Below are 20,297 nucleotides of genomic sequence, written 5' to 3' on the forward strand. Positions count from 1 at the left end.
GTCTTCCTTTCCCTAAGAGCTGAAATCAACGGAGCCCTTGAGCCGGGCTCGTTTGATCTGGTCGTGCGGAATGGCCACGGTCTCGCCCTCCACGATGAGGCGCACGGCCCCGTCGGAGAAGCCGGCCAGCTCGCCGGTGAACGAGCTGCGCCCCTCGATGGGCCCGCGGGTCTTCACGTTGGCGGTCTGCCCCGCAAAGCGGTTGAAGTGCTCGGCCGTGCGCAGGGGCCGGTCGATGCCCGGGGAGGACACCTCCAGCATGTAGGCGCCCGGAAACGGGTCCAGCTCGTCCATGAGATCGCCGATCCACGACTGGGTGCGGGCCAGCTCGTCGAAGCTCACGCCGCCCTCCGCGTCGATGTACACGCGGATGGTGGGAGCCTTCTTCGACCCCACGATCTCCACGGTGACGATCTCGACGCCCTCGGAGGCGGCGCGCGGCTCCATGGCATCCAGAAGCATCTGTTCCTTACCGGTCAGCATGGGGCCTCCTTTCGCCTTCCGTTGCCTCTGCTGTCGGCTTTCGCGCCGGCCGTTTGGGGCCTAACAACAAAAGAAAGCGGGACATGCCCACTTTCTCGAACGCGAAAGTATGTCTGCGCGGCTCTTTGCGCAGTGTGCATTGTTTATACCACACCGGGCCAACCTTGGCCAGTGTCGCCCGCAATTTCCCCATCCAAGGCCCAAAACTGCCGCCAGCGGGTGCAGGATGGAAGGCGACGGGGCAGCAGGCGGCGCAGCGCGGGGGGCAGCGGGCGGCGCAGCGCGGGGGACGTCCAGAGACCGGGCACCGCCGTGGCGCGGTGGCACGCGGGAGGCCGTCCGCTCGCAGCGCGGAACACCGGGGCTGCTGGTCGTAGGCGCACTACTATATATAGTAAGGGAGCCGCCCCATCCATGGCGGGCAGACCGCTCCTCTTGGGATGGCGGCTTTTTCTTGCGATGAGGTGGCCGAAGGTGTACACTCGGCCACAGTATGCTGACAGATCGGCAACGCTTCGCGTATCCAAGTGCGGGCGGGGCTGTGCTCACCGAGAGAAGGAGCAGGATATGAAGGCGAATCCGAAAGGACGTTTGCTGCGAGGAGTCCTCGCAGCCGTGCTCGCCTGGGGTTTGATGATGCCCACGGCGGCCCTGGCCGCGGGTAGCGAGAACAGCGAGACCCCCCCCCATGACGCCGTAACTGAATTCTCCGAGGCTCCCCGCGAGGCCGTCATTCCCGACGGAAGCCCGGACGACCCGTCGGCTGCGGCCGATGCGGCCCCCTCCCCCGCTCTTGCCACCCCCGCGAGCGCCCTTCCCGCCGCCGATGTGGCCCCTGCGGCCGACTCGACTGACCGCCATCAGTTCGGCATCACCGTCACCGGGGGCACCCCCGGCGTCGACTTCGAGTTCGTAAGCGAATCCTACACCCGCCATGCGCGCACCGGCACCAAAACACTGACGGACACCTTGAACAAACTCGTCGTCAAAGGGTCGGCCGAGCTCACGCTGACCACCGACGATTTCCCCACCGCCACGCAGAACGTCACCATCTGGGTGAACCCGGGCGTGCAGGCGAACATCACGTTGGATAACGTGAACATCGACTCCCCTATCCCCGTGCACATCGAGCGCAACCGCAACGATGACGGCACCACTGCCGAGCCCCGAACGCGCCTGCATATCACCCTTGCCGAGAATTCCGACAACACCATTACCGCCACCACTGGCCGCTGGGCCCCGGCCATCCACTGCGGCGAGGGCACCGAACTGGTCATCGACGACCACATCCCCAACGTCACTGCCACCGGCGAGCCCATCAAGATGGACGCCGCCAACTACCCGGGCAAGATTCCCGCTGGCACCACCTTCGTCGGCAACGACGGCGTGACCCGCACCGCCGGCACCAAAGACGGCGACGACCGCCTGTCGCTCCTGGACAACGCCGAGCGCGACGCCGACGGCACCCTCACTACGGGAAAGCTCACGGTCATCGGCGACCTCCACGTCTCCGGCATCGGCAGCGTGCAGTACGAAAACGGCGGAGACATGACCTTCAACGGGGGCATTATCACGGCCACGGCCCGGGGCAAGGGCGACGGTACCAACGGCTACGGCGCGGCCATCGGAGGCGGAGGCGGCGGCAACGGTGGCAACCTCACCTTCAACGGCGGCTACGTGGAAACCTGGACCTCCTACCACGCCGCTTCCATCGGCGGCGGTGCCTGGGCCCACTACACGCAGAACGCCGAGGCCACCTCCTATCAGTTCGACGACACGCTGGACAACGGCATTCCCACCACGACCAACGGATCCCCCAACACGGTAGAGCCCGCCAGCAAGACCTGCGCCGGCAACATCTACATCAACGGCGGCACCATCATTCCCCACAGCGACGCTCACGGCAACGCCATCGGCCAAGGCTGCTGCTCTTGGAACAAGGATCACGAGATCGTCATCGCCGGCGGCACGGTGCTCCCCGACACGAGCCGCGCCGAGGCGAAGGGCGGCGATCCCCTCACCTCCTGCGTCTCCATGGCCATCGGCGCCCAGGGCGGTGCCGTCAGCGTCATCGGCGGCTCCGTGCGCATCGGCGATGTCAACGGCAGCAAGGAACTGTTCCAGGCCTTCATCAACGGCGATCACAGCTACGATTCCGCCTTCGGCGTGTGGCCCGTGGACACCGACCGCACAGACAACCCCGCCGTGTCCATGATCGCCATCGACCTGTCGGCCGAGGTCATCAAGAAGGATGAGAGCGGCAAGCCCCTCACCGACGGCAACAACGCCATCATCGACTGGGAGCTCACCGTGGCCGGCGTTCCCTACGAGTACGGCGCCCCCACCCAGTTCACCGACGGCAAGCTGTACCTGTGGCTGCCGCCCTCGGCCACCGACAAGCAGGTATCGGTCACCCTCTCCTACCTGGACGAGAACGGCAAGGTGCAGAAGGTGAACCCCTTGTTCCGCAACCCCGGCGAGGGCGACATCCTGAAGCGCTACATCGATTTCGAGCTGCCCGCCAGCTACACCGACAAGCTGACGAAGTACTACGACGGCGAGCCCTTCAAGGCCTACGATCTGGACGACAAGGACAACTGGATCACCACCGACGAGGAGCCGCCCAAACAGCTGACCGACAAGAACGCCGTCACCTACAAGTACCAGCGCTTCACCAAGCGCCCCGCCTTTGCCGACGACCCCTCCTCCGTGGCCATCGGACCCGAGGTGAGCACGGGCAGCGATATGCCGTCGGACGTGGGCACCATGAAGTTCACCATGATCTCCACCCAGTATTCCGCCTCCGACAAGCCGGAGCTGGCCGGGTTCAAGGAGAGCTACTGGGGCCACCGGGCCTTCGGCTGGTGCGACATCACGCCCATCGGCTCGAAGGTGTCCCTCATTAACGCCGAGTGGGTCGACGACAAGGCCCCCGGCGGCGAGCACCACAACTCCGATCTGGAGCTGGCCCTGCACGCCACCATCGACCGCGCCGACACCCAGCCCGACGGCAAGCCCACCGCGCCCACCTGCAAGGCCCCCGAGGGCTATGTGCAGCTGTACATGGATGGCGCCAAGGTGGGCGACCCCATCGAGATCGTCTTCCCCGATGCGGCCACCCCGAGCACCCGGGCGGCCTTGGCGAGCGCCGTGGCAACACTCGCGGCCGGCGACGGGGCCGACAGCGGCGATGCCGACGGCGACAAGCCCGTTCCCAACGCCCGCCGCGTGGACAACGGCAAGGGCGGCTCCTATACCGACTTCACCTACACCTTCAAGCCCTCCGACGCCGACTTCCTCGTGCCGGACGCCACCACCGACGGCAAGCACGTGGTGTCGGTGCAGTACCTGCCGCCCGACCACGAGGACGTGGCCGATCTGGGCAGCGCGGCGCCGGCCAACTACCTGGAGAGCGTGAACCCCGCCGACAACCCCGACGACGCCCCCAAGGCCGAGGTGGCCATCGACCCCATCGACCCGAATCCCACCGTGGACCTGCCCGCCGACCCCGATGCCGATCCGGACAAGTCGCAGCCCTCCCTGGACACCGACTACGACAAGCCCGAGGCCGACAAGCCCGGGGCCGACCCCACCAAGCCCGGCGACAAGACCTACCACGGCACCCTGAACCTCGTCTACGAGAAGCCCGCCCCCGGCGCCGACGAGAACCCCGGGGCCGTGGACATCAAGATCAAGACGCCCTCTTCCGGTGCCATCACCGTCACCACCGCCGACGGCACCATCCTTGAGGCCGAGGTCGTGACCGACGAAGACGGCAATCCCGTGCGCGACGACGACGGCAATATCACCGTGCGCGTGAACCCCGAGGGCGTGGGCAAGACCGAGCTCGTCATCAAGCAGGAGCCCAACGGCGCCTACACGGGCACCACCTTCGAGTACGACGTGACCGTGAAGGCCGACCCCTCCATCGCCCCAGCCCCGGCCGTGGCCAAGACCGCCGAGAACCTCACGCACCCGAACGGCCCCACCCAGCCCGGCGATCGCATCCGCTACACCGTCACCGCATCGAACAGCGCCGCCGGCTCCGCTTGGAACAACGTGGTGGTCACCGACGACTTACCCGCCTGCCTTGATCTGGTAGAGGACACCGTGTTCCTGAAGAATGCCGCCGACGGCTTCAACAAGAAGCTCTCCGCCGCCACGAGCGCTCCCAAACTTGGCGAGTACGGGCTCGGCACGGCGGGTGCCGACGGCAAGCGCACCCTCACCGCCCCCGCCGGCACCGTCTGGGGCGCCGCGAACGCCGTTCTCACCTTCGAGTGCACGGTCAAGCAGGGCATAACCGGCCGCGACGAGGCGGCAGCGCCCCTGGCCAACATCGCCGAGGCCGAGGGCACCCGCGACCACCCCACCGACCCCAAGGGCGACCAGCAGCCGGTGGATCCGGTGGAATCGAAGCCGGCTGTGCCCGAGGGCGGCGATGCCGTGGCCCCGGCCGATCCGGACGCGGGAGCCCTCGCCCTGGACAAGACCGTGGAGAACACGACGAGTCCCGATGCCAAGGTCACGCGCCTCGGCGACGTGCTGCGCTACACCATCGCCGTCAAGAACACCGGCGATGCGGGCAGCTGCCTCGTGAACGCCGTCATATCCGACCCGCTGCCCGCGGGCCTTCAGCCCGTGGCCGGCAGCTGGCGGCTGACGCTGCCCGGCTCCGACGAGGCCGTCGAGCTGACGGACGATCTCTACGACAGCACGTCCCGCACTGTGGCCGTCTACGCCGGCAACCTCTGGGGCGGCGAGGAGGCCCGTCTCACCTTCGACGTGACCGTGACCGCCGACGCCCTCGGCGCGGCCATCGGCAACGTGGCCGCTCTCACGGGCACCGTGCCCTCCCAGAAGCCGGATGTGGACGTCTCCGAGGAAACTCCCGGCGAGCCGGCGCCCGCGCCCGAAGCGGACGAGCCCGTGCAGGCCGACAACCCGCCCGTGGAACCGGCCGTGGTCATTCCCGACGACCCGAACGACGGCGACGTGAGCGTGGACAAGACCGCCGAGAACACCACGAGCACCGACGGCAAGACCCGGGTGGGCGACACCGTGCGCTACCGCATCGTGCTCGCGAACGACGGCCCCGGCACCGGCTGGATGGACGCCGTCATCCGCGACGACGTGCCCGCAGGGCTGGAGCCCGTAAGCGGGAGCATACGCATGACGCTGCCCGACGGCAGCGAGATCGAGGTATCCGACGACGCCTACGACGACAAGACGCGGCGCCTGTCGGTGTCGGCCGGGCGCCTCTACGGGGGCCAGGAGATCGTGCTGACCTTCGACGCCCTCGTGACCGAGGAGGCCGTGGGGGCCGACATCGGCAACGTGGCCGTGGCCCTCGGCACCCTGCCGAGCCAGTGGGACCCCGACACCGACGGGGAGTTCCCCGCGGCCGGCGAGCCCTTCGACCCGCCGGCGGGCTGGGAGGCCTTCGACCGCGAGAGCGAGCGCGTTGAATCCGCGGCTGCCTACCCGCCCGGCACCAATGAGAAGGGCGGCGTGATCCCGGCTGAGAGCGATCCCGACGAGGGCAGTACCATCCGCCTCAAGCGCCTCGCCCAGACCGGCGATGACCTGGCGGCCGGCTTCGCCCTCGGGGCCGGGGCGGCCCTCGTGGCGGCCCTTGCCCTCCTCCTCGCTCGCCGCCGCCTGCGCCGCACCCGCTAAACGTTCCCTCGGGGCTGCCGCCGACCACCACGGATTCGGCGGCAGCCCGTCGCTCTACCCACCGAAGGAGCCGTCATGACGAGAAAAGCCCTGAAACCCCTGCGAGCGGCCCTGGCCGCCGTGCTCGCTTGCGGCCTCATGCTTCCTACGGGTGCCCTGGCCGCCGGCCCTACGGCCGGAGAAGCCGCCGCGTCGGCCACAGCCGCTTTGGCTGAGAGCGCCGCGACCCTTGCCGCCGAAGAAGGGGTCGGAGCAGCCCCGCTCGCTGCGACAGCGCCTACGAGGGTTGCCCCGGGGTCCGGTTCGTTCACCATCGCCGACTTCACCATCTGGGGCGTGGACGGCGGCAGCGTGACCGCCGGTGACTTCGTCTACAACGAGGCAGCGAAGACCCTCACAGTGAACACCGACGAGCCCTTCGCTATCCAGAACACCGACCAGACCACCGATTCCGAAGGCTGGCCAGCGACGAAATCGGCGGTAGGCATCTTCATTCCCGCCGAGCGCGATGCGCGCATCACTTTGGCCGGCGTCGGGATCCTCGGGAAGGAGCCCCTCGATCTGGAAACGGGAGCCTCCTGCTCCTTGGTGCTCGCCGACGGGACGAAGAACATCTTCCAGGCCAATTACCCCGCCGGCGATTCTTCCACGGACAATCGCGCCGTGCTTCATTGCGGCACTGGATCGTCCCTCTCCATCGATGACGCCGTGGCCAATCGCACGGACAAGGGCACCCTCATCACCCCCGCCGAGGGCCTCATGCCGAAAAATCCTGACCTCGACCCTGACGACCCCGCCGCCCTTGAGCCCTATCACCTCGAGAACGGTACGGAGGTACAGGTGGGCGACCCGCTCACGAAGATGGACGGCGCCGACCCCGGCGAGCTGCATGCTGAGCACGTCGGCAACGGCATGGGGGCGGCCATCGGCTCTCCCTATGGCGAGGCGGGCGGCAACATCACCATCAACGGAGGAGTCATCACCGCCATCGGGGGCCGCAACAGCGGCGCGGGATCGGGCACTCACGACTGGGCGGCCGGCATAGGGTCGGCGGGCCCCGCAGGCGCCGACGGCACCGGTCTTAACGAGTGGATTACCATTAACGGAGGCCGCGTCACCGCCCAGGGCGCCTACCACGGCCCAGGCATCGGGGGCGGCCCGGTGAAAGCGAAGACCGGCAACATCCGCATCAACGGAGGCTACGTCATCTCCACCGGCGGCGCCCACGGCCGCGGCTTCGGCACCGGCTGCGAGGGAGACGACAGCTCCGAGTACGAGATCATCCTCACGGGCGGCACGCTCCTGCCCACCGGCGGCCGAGCCTTCGACCCCGCCGACATCGGGGCTCCCGGCGCCAAGGTGACCATCACCGGTGGCTCTATCGGCAACAGCCTGGGAGTGGGCTCCTTCATCTTCGACGGCACCGCCACCAACGACCGGGGCGAGCCCATCAAGATGGTGGAGATCGATCTCACGAGCGACGTGGGAACCAAAGCCTACGCGCTCACCGACTGGCAGCTGAAGGTAGATGGCAAGGAGTACGACTACGGCGCCCCGGCCGAGTTCGACAAGGGCCACCTGTACCTGTGGCTGCCCGAGCAGGTCATCCAAAACAGCGAGGTCACCGTCGACTTCACCTATCTGAATACCGACAAGCTGGACGAGAACGGCAAGCCCACCGAGATCACTCCCCTGCCGCTGTTCCGACCGCCGGGAACCGGAACCGACGGCAAGCTGCGCCGCTACGCCGACTTCGAGCTGCCCCAGGAATACCTGGACAAACTGAGGAAGTACTACGACGGCAAGGAGTTCAAGGCCTACACCATCGATGCTGACAACACCCTGCCCACCCTGGAGGAGATCGGCAAGGACCCGGACACGGGCAAACCGATCTACCGCGAGCTCACCGACGGCGACGCCGTCACCTACAAATACCAGCTGTTCGACCGCCTGCCCGGCGGCGACGCCGAGCCCCAGGCCATCGGGCCCGAGGTGGACAGCGGCAAGACTATGCCCACGGATGTGGGCACCATGAAGTTCACCATGACCTCTACGGAGTTCTCGAACACCACGGGCTTCAAGGAGAGTTACTGGGGCCACCGAGCCACGGGCTGGTGCGTCATCGAGCCCACGAACTCCGCCGTGGCCCTCGTGGATGCCCAGTGGGTGGAAGATGCCGCCCCCGGCTCCGAGCACCACGACTCCGACAAGGAGCTTCGCGTGAACGCCCAGATCAGCCGTGGCAAGACCGACCCGGCCGGCGTGGCAACCAAGCCCACCTGCGCCGCACCGGAGGGCTACGTGCAGCTGTTCGTGGACGGCGAGGCCGTGGGAGAGCCCATCGAGATCCTCTTCGAGGACAAGCCCGCCACTACCCGGGCGGCCACCGAAGCGGGCAAGAAGAACGCCGAGCGCAAGGGCGACGACACCACCGGCCATTACACCGATTTCACCTACGTGTTCAAGCCCGCCGACGCCGACTTCCTCGTGCCGGATGCCACCAGCGACGGCAAGCACGAGGTGTCGGTGCAGTACCTGCCGCCGAAGAGCGGCGACGCGGCCCCGGCCAACTACCTGGAGAGCGTGAACCCCGCCGAGGATCCGGAGCAGGCCCCGAGCGATACCGTGGCCATCAACCCCATCGACCCGAAGCCGTCGATCACCCCCGACGATCCCTCCAACCCCGCCGGCACCGAGATCGAGGTGGATCTCGACCCGAAGCCCGCCGACCCCTCCAAGCCGAACACCACGGTGTATACCGGCACCATCGAGGCCACCTACCAGGAGCACGGCGAGGACGAGCCGAACCCCGGCCGCGTGACCCTGAAGCTGGACACCCCCTCTTCCGGCCCCATCACCGTGACCACCGAGGACGGCCGCATCATCGAGGCCGACGTGGTGCGGGACGACGAGGGCAACCCCGTGCGCGACGCCGATGGCAAGATCACCCTGGTCGTGGATCCGGAGGCCATCGGCGACACGAAGCTCACCGTGAGCCAGGCCCCCAACGGCGCCTACACCGGCACCGTGTTCGAGTTCGACGTGACCGTGAAGCCGAACCCGCAGATCGCTCCCGAGACGGCCGTGACCAAGGTGGCCGAGAACCTCACGCACCCGAACGGCCCCACCCAGCCCGGCGACCGCATCCGCTACACCGTGAAGGCCGCGAACAGCGCCGCGGGCTCCGCCTGGAACGACGTGGTGCTGGCCGATCCCCTGCCGGGCTGTCTGGAGCTGGACGAGGCCACCGTGCGCCTAGCCAATCCCTCGCAGGGCTTCGATAAGAAGATCGCGAGCACCACCGGCACCCCGAAGCTCGGCGAGTACAGGCTGGAAGCCGCCGACGCGGACGGCAAGCGCACCCTCACGGCGCCCGCCGGCGCGGTCTACGGCGAAGGCGAGGCGACCCTCACCTTCGAGTGCACCGTGAGCGCCGATGCCGCCGGGCGCGACATCGCCTCCGATCTCGCGAACATCGCCAGTGCCACGGGCGCGCGCCCCGACCCGGACAAGCCGAGCCAGGAGCTGCCCGAGAACCCCGATCCCTCCGATCCGGCGCTGCCGGCCGGACCGGCCACGGTGGTGCCGGCCGACCCCTCCACCACGCTGTCCAAGACGGTGGAGAACGTCGCGAACCCCGACGCCAAGGTGACGAAGCCCGGCGACGTGCTGCGCTACACCGTGTCCCTCAAGAATACCGGCGCCGCGAATAGCTGTCTCATCGCCGCCGTCATCGCCGACCCGCTGCCGATGGGTATGGAACCCGTGGCGAGGTCGCTCAAGCTGACCCTCTCCGACGGCCGCGAGATCGCCGTGGACGACAGCGCCTACGACAGGGCCTCCCGCACCATCGCGGTGACCGCAGGCGATCTATGGGGCGGCGAGGAAGCGCGGCTCACCTTCGAGGTGACCGTCGGCGCCGACGCCCTGGGCGCCGACAACGCCAACGTGGCCTTCACCCATGGCACCGTGCCCTCAATCGGGCCCGACAGCGTGCCTTCCAACCCCGAGCCGGGAAAGCCGACCGCGCCCCCGGCCGACGAGCCAACCGAAGGCACCGAGCCGGTAGAGCCGCCCGTCCTCGTGGGCACCGATCCCGCCGAGGGCGACATCACCGTGGCCAAGGAGGCCGAGAACACCACCCGCGACGACGGGAAGACCTCCGTGGGCGACGTCGTGCGCTACACCGTGACGCTTAAGAACGACGGCCCGGCCACCAGTTGGATGGACGCCGTTATCCGCGACGACGTGCCCGCAGGGCTGGAGCCGGTGAGCGAGAGCATCCGGATGACCTTGGCCGACGGCAGCGAGGTCGAGGTGTCCGACGACGCCTACAACGACCGGACCCGCATCCTGGCCGTGGCCGCGGGGCACCTCTACGGCGGCCAGGCGGTCACGCTCGTCTTCGACGCGCTGGTGACCGAGGAGGCCCTGGGGGCCGATATCGGCAACACGGCCGTGGCCCTGGGCGTGCCGCCCTCAGCCTGGGATCCGGACGGGACGCACCCCGAGCCGGGACAGCCCTTCGACCCGCCAGCGGGCTGGTCGTCCTTCGAGCGCGAGAGCGAGCGCGTGGTAAGCCCCACCGCCTACGCCCCCGGCACCGATAAGGACGGCGGCGTGTTGCCGGCCGAGGACGGGCCCGATGAGAGCACCACGATCCGGGCCAAGCGCCTCGCCCAGACCGGCGACGATCTGGCGGCCGGTTTCCTCCTCGGCGCAGGTCTCGCCATGACGGCGGCCATCGCCCTCTTCCTCAGCCGCCGGCGCCTGCGCCGCAGCCGATAAGTCCCTGCGGGGCGTCCCATCCGGGCCGCGCCCCTCGACATAAAAGGAGCAATTATGACGAGAAAAGCCCTGAGACCCCTGCGAGCGGCCCTGGCCGCCGTGCTCGCCTGCGGGCTCATGACGCCCGTGCCGGCCCTGGCGGCGGTGCCCGACGGGTACACCCACCCCGCCGACGCCTGCGCCATCACCGTCACTGGCGGCACCGAGGGCGTCGACTACTATTACGAGAACGTCGATTACGTACGCGAGCACCCGGCCAACGGCAACCCGGCCGCCTCGACAGGGCCCCTGACTTCGCATCTCAAGAAGCTCGTCATCTGCTCCGATACGCCCCTGACCCTCTCTACCTCGGGCGCTCCCACAGATGGCACCATCTGGATTGCCCCCGGCACCCAGGCCGACCTCACCTTCGATAACGTGAACATCAACTCGGACGTTCCCGTCCATATCGAACGCAACCGCAACGCCGCCGGTGAAACTATCTCCCCCGAGACGAGCCTTCATATCACGCTGAAGGACAACTCGACCAACACGCTTCAAGGCACTCCCGGCGGCTACTCCCCCGGCATCCACTGCGGCGAGGGCACTCATCTCGTCATCGACGATGCGGTGCGCAACGTCGATACCAGCGGCAATCCCATCACACCCCAGGACGGCCGTATTCCCGCCGGCACCACGTTCGTAGACAACGAGGGAATCCAGCGCACTGCCGCCTACAACAGCTACGATAGCCTCACCCTCCTGGAAACTAAGGAGGTAGGCGGCAAAACCGCCGGCAGCCTCACCGTACGAGCCGGGCACCAGGCCGCCGGCATCGGCAGTACGAGCTTTGAGAATTCCGGTGCCATGACTTTCAACGGCGGCGTTATCGACACCAAGGGCTTCGTAGTAACCGGCTCGAGCGCCGATGACGACCATTACGGCGTCGGCGCCGGCATCGGTTCCGGCGAGGGCGGCGGCGGCACGTACACCACCATCAATGGCGGCCGCATTACTGCCCAGGGCGCCTACCACGGCGCTGCCATCGGCACGGGCCTGGCCGCCTGGTACAACACCAGCTGGTGGGGCCGCAAGCAGGCCTACCTCTTCCAAGATTCTATTGACAGCGGGCGGGTGGAGAGCAACGCCAGCGCCCCCGATTCCCAGCTGAGCACCGGCATCATACGCATCAACGGCGGTTGGATCAGCGCCATTGCCCCCGTGCACGGCAACGCCATCGGCCACGGCTGCGCCACCGACAACCGCAATGGCGCCATCATCATCTCCGGCGGCACCATTCTGCCCGACAGCACGAAGAGCGAGGCCAGCTTTGTGGATATCGGTGGCCGCAACGGGTACGTCATCGTCACCGGCGGCTCGGTGCAAACGGTGGAGGACGGCTCCAAGTTCGAGAACAAGGACGCCTACGGTTACGCCTACGGCAGCTTCTCCCACGGCGATGACGGCAGCCTCATCGTGGACGAGAGCGACGACAACAAGGTGTTCATGATCACCATCGACCTGGGCAGCGAGATCGCGAAGCGCAACACCGAGGCCGGCATCACCGACAGCAACCTGGACGAGCACGTCACCGACTGGAACTTGAAGGTGGGCGGCAAGGACTATCCTTACGGAGCCCCGGCCCGATTCAACAACGGGAAGCTGTTCCTGTGGCTTCCCAAGACGGCCACCGAGAAGGAGATCACCGTCAACCTCTCCTACACCGACAAGAACGGCGCGGTACAGAAGATCGAGCCTCTGTTCCGCGACCCCGATACCGGCCAGGGCGGCACCACCCTCAAGCGCTACATCGACTTCGAGCTGCCCGAGGACTACCTCGCCAAGCTCACGAAGTACTACGACGGCACCCCCTTCGGCGCCTTCGAGCTGAGCAAGCAGGAACCGCCGCTGACGGGCCTGGTCACCGACAGCAACGGCAACCGCGTGAGCGACGGCAAGGAACTCACCGACGAGGATGCCGTCAGCTACAAGTACCAGCTCTACGACAAGCGCGGCGGCACCCCGCTCGGCACCGAGAGCGAGATCGTGGACAAGATGCCCTCGGACGTGGGCGTCATGAAGTTCACCATGGACTCCACCCAGTACGCCACCCCCGGCTCTGACTTCGCCGTCAGCTACTGGGGCCACCGCGCCACGGGCTGGTGGGAGATCAAGCCCACCACCTCCTCGGTGGAGATCGTGGAGGCGAAGTGGGTGAACGGCCAGGCCGGCAGCGTGCAGCACCCCTCCGACATGGAGCTCGCCGTGACCGCCCGCATCAACCACGGCGAGAAGGATCCCGACGGCAAGGCCAACAAGGACAGCTGCAAGCCGCCCGAGGGCCGCGTGCAGCTGTATATGGACGGCAAGAAGGTGGGCGAGCCCATCGAGATCCTCTTCGAGGACAAGGCCACCGCGCCCATCACCCGCGCCCTGGAGGACGACCCCATCCGCGCGGCCTCCCGCGCCGTGACCCAGCCCGGCCAGAAGAACGCGGACCGCGTCGTGAACGGCGACGGTGCCGGCCACACGCTGTTCACCTACACCTTCAAACCCTCCGATGCCGACTTCCTCGTGCCGGACGCCACCACCGATGGCAAGCACGTGGTGTCGGTGCAGTACCTGCCGCCCGCTGAGGGCAGCGCCGCTCCGGCCAACTACCTGGAGAGCGTGAACCCCGCCGACGATCCCGAGGAAGCCCCCAAGGCCGACGTGGCCATCGAGCCCATCGACCCGAAGACCGACATCGGGGCCGCCGGCGAGCCCGGGGCCGACCCCACCTTGCCGCCGCCCTCGGCCACGTTGGATCCCGATCCCACCCCCGACGATCCCGACGCCGACCCCACCAAGCCGGGCGATAAGACCTACGGGGGCGACATTGCCACCACCTGGGACAAGCCCACCGACGACAACCCGCACCCCGGTCGCGTGACCCTGACCATCAAGACCGATTCCTCCGGCCCCATCAGCATCGTCGGCGAGGATGGCAGCCTGTTCGACGCCGACTTCGTCCGCGACGAGAAGACCGGCGAGCCGGTGCGCAACCCCGACGGCACCTATACCATCGTGCTGGATCCGAAGGCCGTGGGCGAGGGCAAGCTGACCATCCAGCAGAAGCCCAACGGCGCCTATACGGGCACCACGTGGGACCTGGACGTGACCGTGAAGGCGAACCCGAAGGTGGCTCCCGCCCCCAAGCTCGCCAAGAAGGCCGTGAACCTCACGCACCCGGACGGCCCCACCCAGCCCGGGGACCGCATCCGCTACACCGTGACGGCCTCCAACGGGGCGGCGGGGTCGGCCTGGACCCAGGTGGTGCTGACCGATCCGCTGCCGGCCTGCATGGAGCTGGACGAGGCCACGGTGGAGCTGGACAACCCGCGGGACGGCCTCGCGGAGAAGAGCCTCAAGCGGGCCGACGCCGTGACCGCCGCCGACACGGGGCGGTTCTCCCTCTCGGAGCCGGGCGCCGGCGGCCGGCGCACCCTCGCGGTGCCGGCGGGCACCGTCTGGGGCGGCGCGAGCGCCACGCTCACCTTCGAGTGCACCGTGGCCGCCGGCCTCGACTTCTCCGATGCCGACGCCGTGGACCTGGGCAACGCGGCCTCGGCCGCGGGCAAGCGCCCGAACCCGACCGATCCGGCCGGCCCCGACGTGGACCTGGACCCCGACCCGGGCGCGAAGCCCGGCGAGGGCCCGGAGCCCGTCACTCCCCCGGCCTACCCGGCCGGCCCCGAGACGGTGGCCCCGGCCGACCCGGACGCGGGGACCATCGACACGGCCAAGGCCGTGGAGAACCTCACGGACCCGAGCGCCAAGGTCACGCGCATCGGCGACCGCCTGCGCTACACCGTCACGGTCGCGAACCGCGGCAGCGCCGAATCGGCCCTCTACGACGCCATCATCGCCGACCCGCTACCGAAGGGCATCGAACTGGTGGCCGGCACCATCGAGCTGGCCCTCGACGGGGGCGATCCTGCGAAGGTGGACGACGCCGCCTACGACAAGGCCACGCGCACCCTCTCCGTCGCTGTGGGCGACCTGTGGGGCGGCCACAAGGCCCAGCTTACCTTCGAGTGCACCGTGGGCACCGACGCCGCGGGGGCCGACAACACGAACGTCGCCTTCGTGCACGGCACTCCCCCCTCCGAGGATCCCGAGCGCGATCCGAGCACCCCCGGGGCCCAGCCCGGCGATCCGGCACCCGTGCCCGAGGGAGAGCCCGAGGGAACCACGCCCGGCGCCACGCCGCCCACGCTGCTGCCCAACGACCCGGCCGACGGCGACGTGAGCGTGGTCAAAACCGCCGAGAACACCACGAGCACCGACGGCAAGACCCGCGTGGGCGACACCGTGCGCTACACCGTGACGCTTACGAACGACGGACCGGGCACCGGCTGGATGGACGCCGTCATCCGCGACGACGTGCCCGCCGGGCTGGAGCCCGTGAGCGGGAGCATCCGCATGACCCTGCCCGACGGCAGCGAGGTCACAGTGCCCGATGACGCCTACGACGACCGGACGCGCCGCCTGTCGGTGTCGACCGGGCGCCTCTACGGGGGCCAGACGATCACCCTCGTGTTCGACGCCCTCGTGACCGAGGAGGCCCTGGGGGCCGATATCGGCAACGTGGCCCAGGCCCTGGGCACCCTGCCGAGCCAGTGGGACCCGGATACCGACGGGGACTTCCCCGCGGCCGGCGAGCCCTTCGACCCGCCCGCAGGCTGGGAGGCCTTCGACCGCGCGAGCGAGAAGGTGGAGAGCCCGGCGGCCTACCCGCCCGGCACCAATGAGAAGGGCGGCGTGCTGCCGGCGGAGGGCGACCCCGACGAGGGCAGCACCATCCGCCTCAAGCGCCTCGCCCAAACCGGCGACGACCTGGCGGCCGGCTTCGCCCTGGGCGGAGCGGTCGCCCTGGCGGCGGCCCTGGCCCTCTTCCTCGCCCGCCGGCGTCTGCGCCGCGCCCGCTAGAACCGGAACGGGTGCCGGGCACCCGCACCGCGACCGCCCGGCACCATGCCCCTCGCGAAGCCACCCGCATCTCCGTGAAGCCGCCCTCGGGCGGCTTCGCCCGTCTATCCGCCTTCGCGACGACGCCCCGCCAAAACCCATCCACAGTCGCCAACGGCCCGAGCCGTTGGTATAATGGAACCGATAAGAAAGGAGCCGCACCATGACGCAGAAGATCAATCTTCCCGCTCGTTATCTTGAGCGTGTGGTCTCCAGCATCGTCGATACCGTGCCAACCGAGGCGGTGTACGTGTTCGGCTCCTATGCCCGCGGCGAGGAGAGCTGCAGCAGTGACCTCGACTTGTACATTGTCACTAAGGACGACGAAGAGGGTCGCTTCGCTCGCACGAGCCGCGTCGGCCGTGCCCTGCTCTGGATGGGCATGCCCAAAGACATTCTCCTCAGCTCGAAGGAGCGGTTTGCAAGCCGTCGCGACGATATGGCCCACATCGAGTACACCGTGTTCCGCGAAGGGGTGAAAGTTTATGGCTGACAACAACTGCGATCATATTTTGATCACGCTTCCCTAAGTATTCCCATCTCGCACCCATCCCGCACCTCCGCGAAGCCGCCCTCGGGCGGCTTCGCCCTTTTCGGAGGCTCTTTTCCTTGCGGCACCGTGGCCGAAGGTGTACACTCGGCTTCAGTATGCTGACAGATCGGCAACGCTTTGCGTACCCTGGTCCCACGCATCGCGATGCCTCTTTGCACCGAGAGAAGGAGCACGATATGAAGGCGAACCCGCTGGGCACGTTTACCCGCGCCGCCCTGGCCGCCGTCCTGGCCTGCGGACTCATGCTGCCCGCTCCTGCCCTGGGCGATACGGGCAGCGAGTACCCCCCCCCCGAAGCATTGACCTCCTTCCCGCAGGAGGATCCGGCACCTGCCAACTCTCCTGAGGAAACCGGCATCGCGCCGGGCGCCGTCGAGGCCGACGCTGCCCGGGAGGACACCGAGACGGTCGCCGCGGCCATCGCCGCCGCCCTCTCGGCCCCGGCAAGCCCCCCGGCGAAAACCTCGGCATCCCTCAACTGGTCCTCTGCGACGGCGGCGGGCGACTTCCTCATTCTCGGCGGCACTCAAGGCACCGATTGGCGCGTCGAAGAGGTGACCTACACCCGTGCCGCCGTCAAGGGCAATGGCGGTCAGCCCCTCGGCTCGCAGCAAACCAATGCCCACCAGGACGTCACCGACTCCCTCTCCTCTCTCGTTATCCTGTCCGACGAGCCCCTCACCATTCGCAACACCGATCCCGACGCGCCCTCCGCCATGGGCATCCGCATCGAGAAGGGCGTTCACGCGAACCTCGCCTTCGACGGCGTGAACATCCACAGCTTCGCCCCGCTGAACATCGCGACCAACTCCACCCCCTCGGTCTCGGCCGGCGGCGTTCCCAGCGCCCAGGAGACCGACGGCGGCAGCATCGCGAACCGCACGAGCCTGCGCCTCACCCTCGTCTCGGGCAGCGAGAACGTCCTCAACGCCGATCTGCGGGATCAGGACACCTACAACGAGCGCGACGACGCGAAACACGACTTCTTCCGCTTCCAATTCGCCGGCATCCGCTGCGGCGAGGGCTCCACCCTCGTCATCGACGACGATGTCGCCAACATCGACGTGAACGGCAGCCCCATCGCACCGCAGGACGGCCGCATTCCCGAGAACACCACCTACGTGAACAACCTGGGGCAGACCGTTACCGCCGAAGCGGGCAAGAACGACGCCCTCGAACTCCTGGACAGCAAGAACCCCGGCACGCTCACCGCCATGGGCGGCCCCCGCGCGGCCGGCATCGGCGGAGCCGCCTTCGAGAACTCCGGAATCATCACCGTGGACGGCGGTGTCATCGACACCTCCCCCTTCACGCCGGGCACGGAGTTCTACGGTGGCGGCGGCACGGGCATCGGCGGCGGCCACTGCGGCGGCGTGGAGAGCCTCACCTTCAACGGCGGCACGGTGCGGGCCACGGGCAGCTACCACGGCTCGGCCGTGGCCGGCGGCTGCATCATCCACGGCGGCATGCACGAGGTCAACACCTATATCCTCGACGACACCATTCTGCCCCGCAACGTGAACGGCCCCATCGCCGGCGAGATCTACGTCAACGGCGGCACCCTGTACGCCACGGCCCTGCAGCACGGCAACGCCGTCGGCAAGGGCTGCGGCGGCACCAACAACGGGGGCCGCATCATCGTCACCGGCGGCACCGTCGTGCCCGATTCCACCCGCAGCATCGGCGGTTTCGTCGACATCGGCGGCGCGGGCGGCTACGTCATCGTCACCGGCGGCTCGGTGAAGACCGCAGAGGGCGGCGCGAAGTTCGAGAACAAGACGGGCACCGGCTACGCCTACTGCTCCTACGGCTACGACGAGAAGGGCAACCTCGTCGTAGACGAATCGCGCACCGTGACCATGTGCACCATCAACCTCGTGTCCGACCTGGCGGCCGAGGAGATGAACAACCCCATCGTCGACTGGGAGCTGCTCATCGACGGCGAGCCTTTGGACTACGGCGCGCCGGCCCGCTTCACCGACGGCCACCTCTACCTCTGGCTTCCCCCCGAGGCCGATACGGGGCAGGTCACCGTGAACCTCTCCTACATCAACAAGAACGGCAAGGTTCAGGAGATCGAGCCCCTGTTCCGCAACCCCGGCGACGCCAACCTGCTCAAGCGCTACGTGGAATTCGAGCTGGACTACCTCAAGGACATGCACAAGTACTACAACGGCAAGCCCTTCAATTCCTTCGAGCTGAGCGAGAAGAACTTCATCCTCACCAAGGAGAAGGACGGCTCCGAGAAGAAGCTGACCGACCCCGACGCCGTCACCTACACCTACCAGCTCTACACCGAGAAGGACGGGAAGCCCATCGGCGCCGAGGTGAACGACAAGGGCCAGCTCCCCACCAACGTGGGCACCATGAAGCTCACCATGACCTCCACCCAGTTCTCCACCACCGAGGGCTTCAAGGAGAACTACTGGGGGCACCGCGCCTACGGATGGGGTCGCATCGACCCCATCGGCTCCCAGGTGAAGATCACCAGCGCCACCTGGGCGAACAACCAGGCGAGCACCGAGCAGAACAAGTCGAGCATGGAGCTGACGCTCACGTGCACGGTGAAGCGCGGCGAGCAGGATCCGGAGGGCAAGCCCACCGAGGCCACCTGCGCGGCGCCCGAGGGCTACATCCAGCTGTTCGTGGACGGTCAGAAAGTGGGAGACCCCATCGAGATCCTCTTCGCCGACAAGCCCGTCACGCGGGCCATCGGCGACGATCCCGTGCGCGGTCGCGCCACCCAGGACGGCAAGCAGAACGCCACGGCCAACGGCGACACCACAACGTTCACCTACACCGCCGCCCCCGCGACCATGGACCACCTCGTACCCGTGGCCACCCCCAACGGCGAGCACGTGATTTCCGTGCAGTACCTGCCCCCTGGGAAGGAAGATGCCGCCCCGGCCAACTATCTGGCCAGCACCAACCCCCAGGAGGATCCCGACAATGCCCCGCAGGTAACCGTGGCCATCGAGCCCATCGACCCTAACCCCACGGTGGAGCTTGAGCCCGGCAGCCCCGGCTCGGCCTCCATCACCAAGGGCCCCATTCCCGATGACCCCGACGCCGATCCGACCAAGCCGGGCGACAAGACCTACGAGGGAACCATCGAGGCCACGTACCAGGAGCACGAGGAGGGCACGCCCAACCCGGGCCGCGTCACCTTGGTCGTGGAGACGCCCTCATCCGGCAAGATCACCGTGGAGACCGCCGACGGCGACATCATCGAGGCCACGGCGGTACCCAACGAGGACGGCACCACGACGCTCTATATCGATCCCGAGAACGTCGGGAAGACGACCCTCGTCGTGAAGCAGGAGCCCAACGGCGCCTACACGGGCACCACGTTCAAGTACGATGTCACCGTGAAGCCCGATGCGAAGATCGCCCCGGCCCCGACGCTGTCGAAGAAGGCCGAGAACCTCACGCACCCGGACGGCCCCACCCAGCCCGGGGACCGCGTCCTCTACACCGTGACGGCTTCCAACGGAGCCGCGGGCTCGGCCTGGACCCAGGTGGTGCTGACCGATCCCCTGCCGGCCTGCCTGGAGTTGGACGAGGCCACGATGGAGCTGGACAACCCGCGGGACGGCCTCGCGGAGAAGAGCCTCAAGCGGGCCGACGCCGTGACCGCCGCGGACGCGGGGCGGTTCTCCCTCTCGGAGCCGGGCGCTGACGGCCGGCGCACCCTCACCGTGCCTGCGGGCACCGTCTGGGGCGGCGCGAGCGCCACGCTCACCTTCGAGTGCACCGTGGCCGCCGGCCTCGACTTCTCCGATGCCGACGCCGTGGACCTGGGCAA

5 protein-coding genes and 1 pseudogene are annotated in these 20,297 nt (G+C 68.1%); 5 read left to right on the top strand and 1 reads right to left on the bottom strand.

The window, feature by feature from the left end; all coding sequences use genetic code 11:
• Positions 1-12: 12 nt before the first annotated feature.
• Positions 13-483: a ribosome maturation factor RimP gene (gene rimP / locus ACTOXK_RS08410; protein WP_135971719.1), complete on the bottom strand. Its 471-nt coding sequence runs from the start codon at positions 481-483 to the stop codon at positions 13-15.
• A 567-nt stretch (positions 484-1,050) separates the two neighbouring features.
• Between rimP and ACTOXK_RS08415 the strand changes: the two genes are divergently transcribed.
• From ACTOXK_RS08415 to ACTOXK_RS08435, 5 genes and pseudogenes are all read left to right on the top strand, one after another.
• Positions 1,051-6,162, top strand: a complete 5,112-nt coding sequence (locus ACTOXK_RS08415; protein WP_482278303.1) for a hypothetical protein — start codon at positions 1,051-1,053, stop codon at positions 6,160-6,162.
• Positions 6,163-6,237: 75 nt separating this feature from the next.
• Complete coding sequence (locus ACTOXK_RS08420) at positions 6,238-10,950, top strand: hypothetical protein (protein WP_482278302.1); 4,713 nt, start codon at positions 6,238-6,240, stop codon at positions 10,948-10,950.
• Between the two features lie 54 nt (positions 10,951-11,004).
• Complete coding sequence (locus ACTOXK_RS08425; RefSeq protein WP_482278301.1) at positions 11,005-15,900, top strand: isopeptide-forming domain-containing fimbrial protein; 4,896 nt, start codon at positions 11,005-11,007, stop codon at positions 15,898-15,900.
• Positions 15,901-16,102: 202 nt separating this feature from the next.
• Positions 16,103-16,432, top strand: a complete 330-nt coding sequence (locus tag ACTOXK_RS08430) for a nucleotidyltransferase domain-containing protein (RefSeq protein ID WP_482278300.1) — start codon at positions 16,103-16,105, stop codon at positions 16,430-16,432.
• A gap of 236 nt (positions 16,433-16,668) precedes the next feature.
• Positions 16,669-20,297: pseudogene (locus ACTOXK_RS08435) on the top strand (isopeptide-forming domain-containing fimbrial protein); the annotation flags it as partial.

The organism is Adlercreutzia sp. (assembly GCF_056795635.1).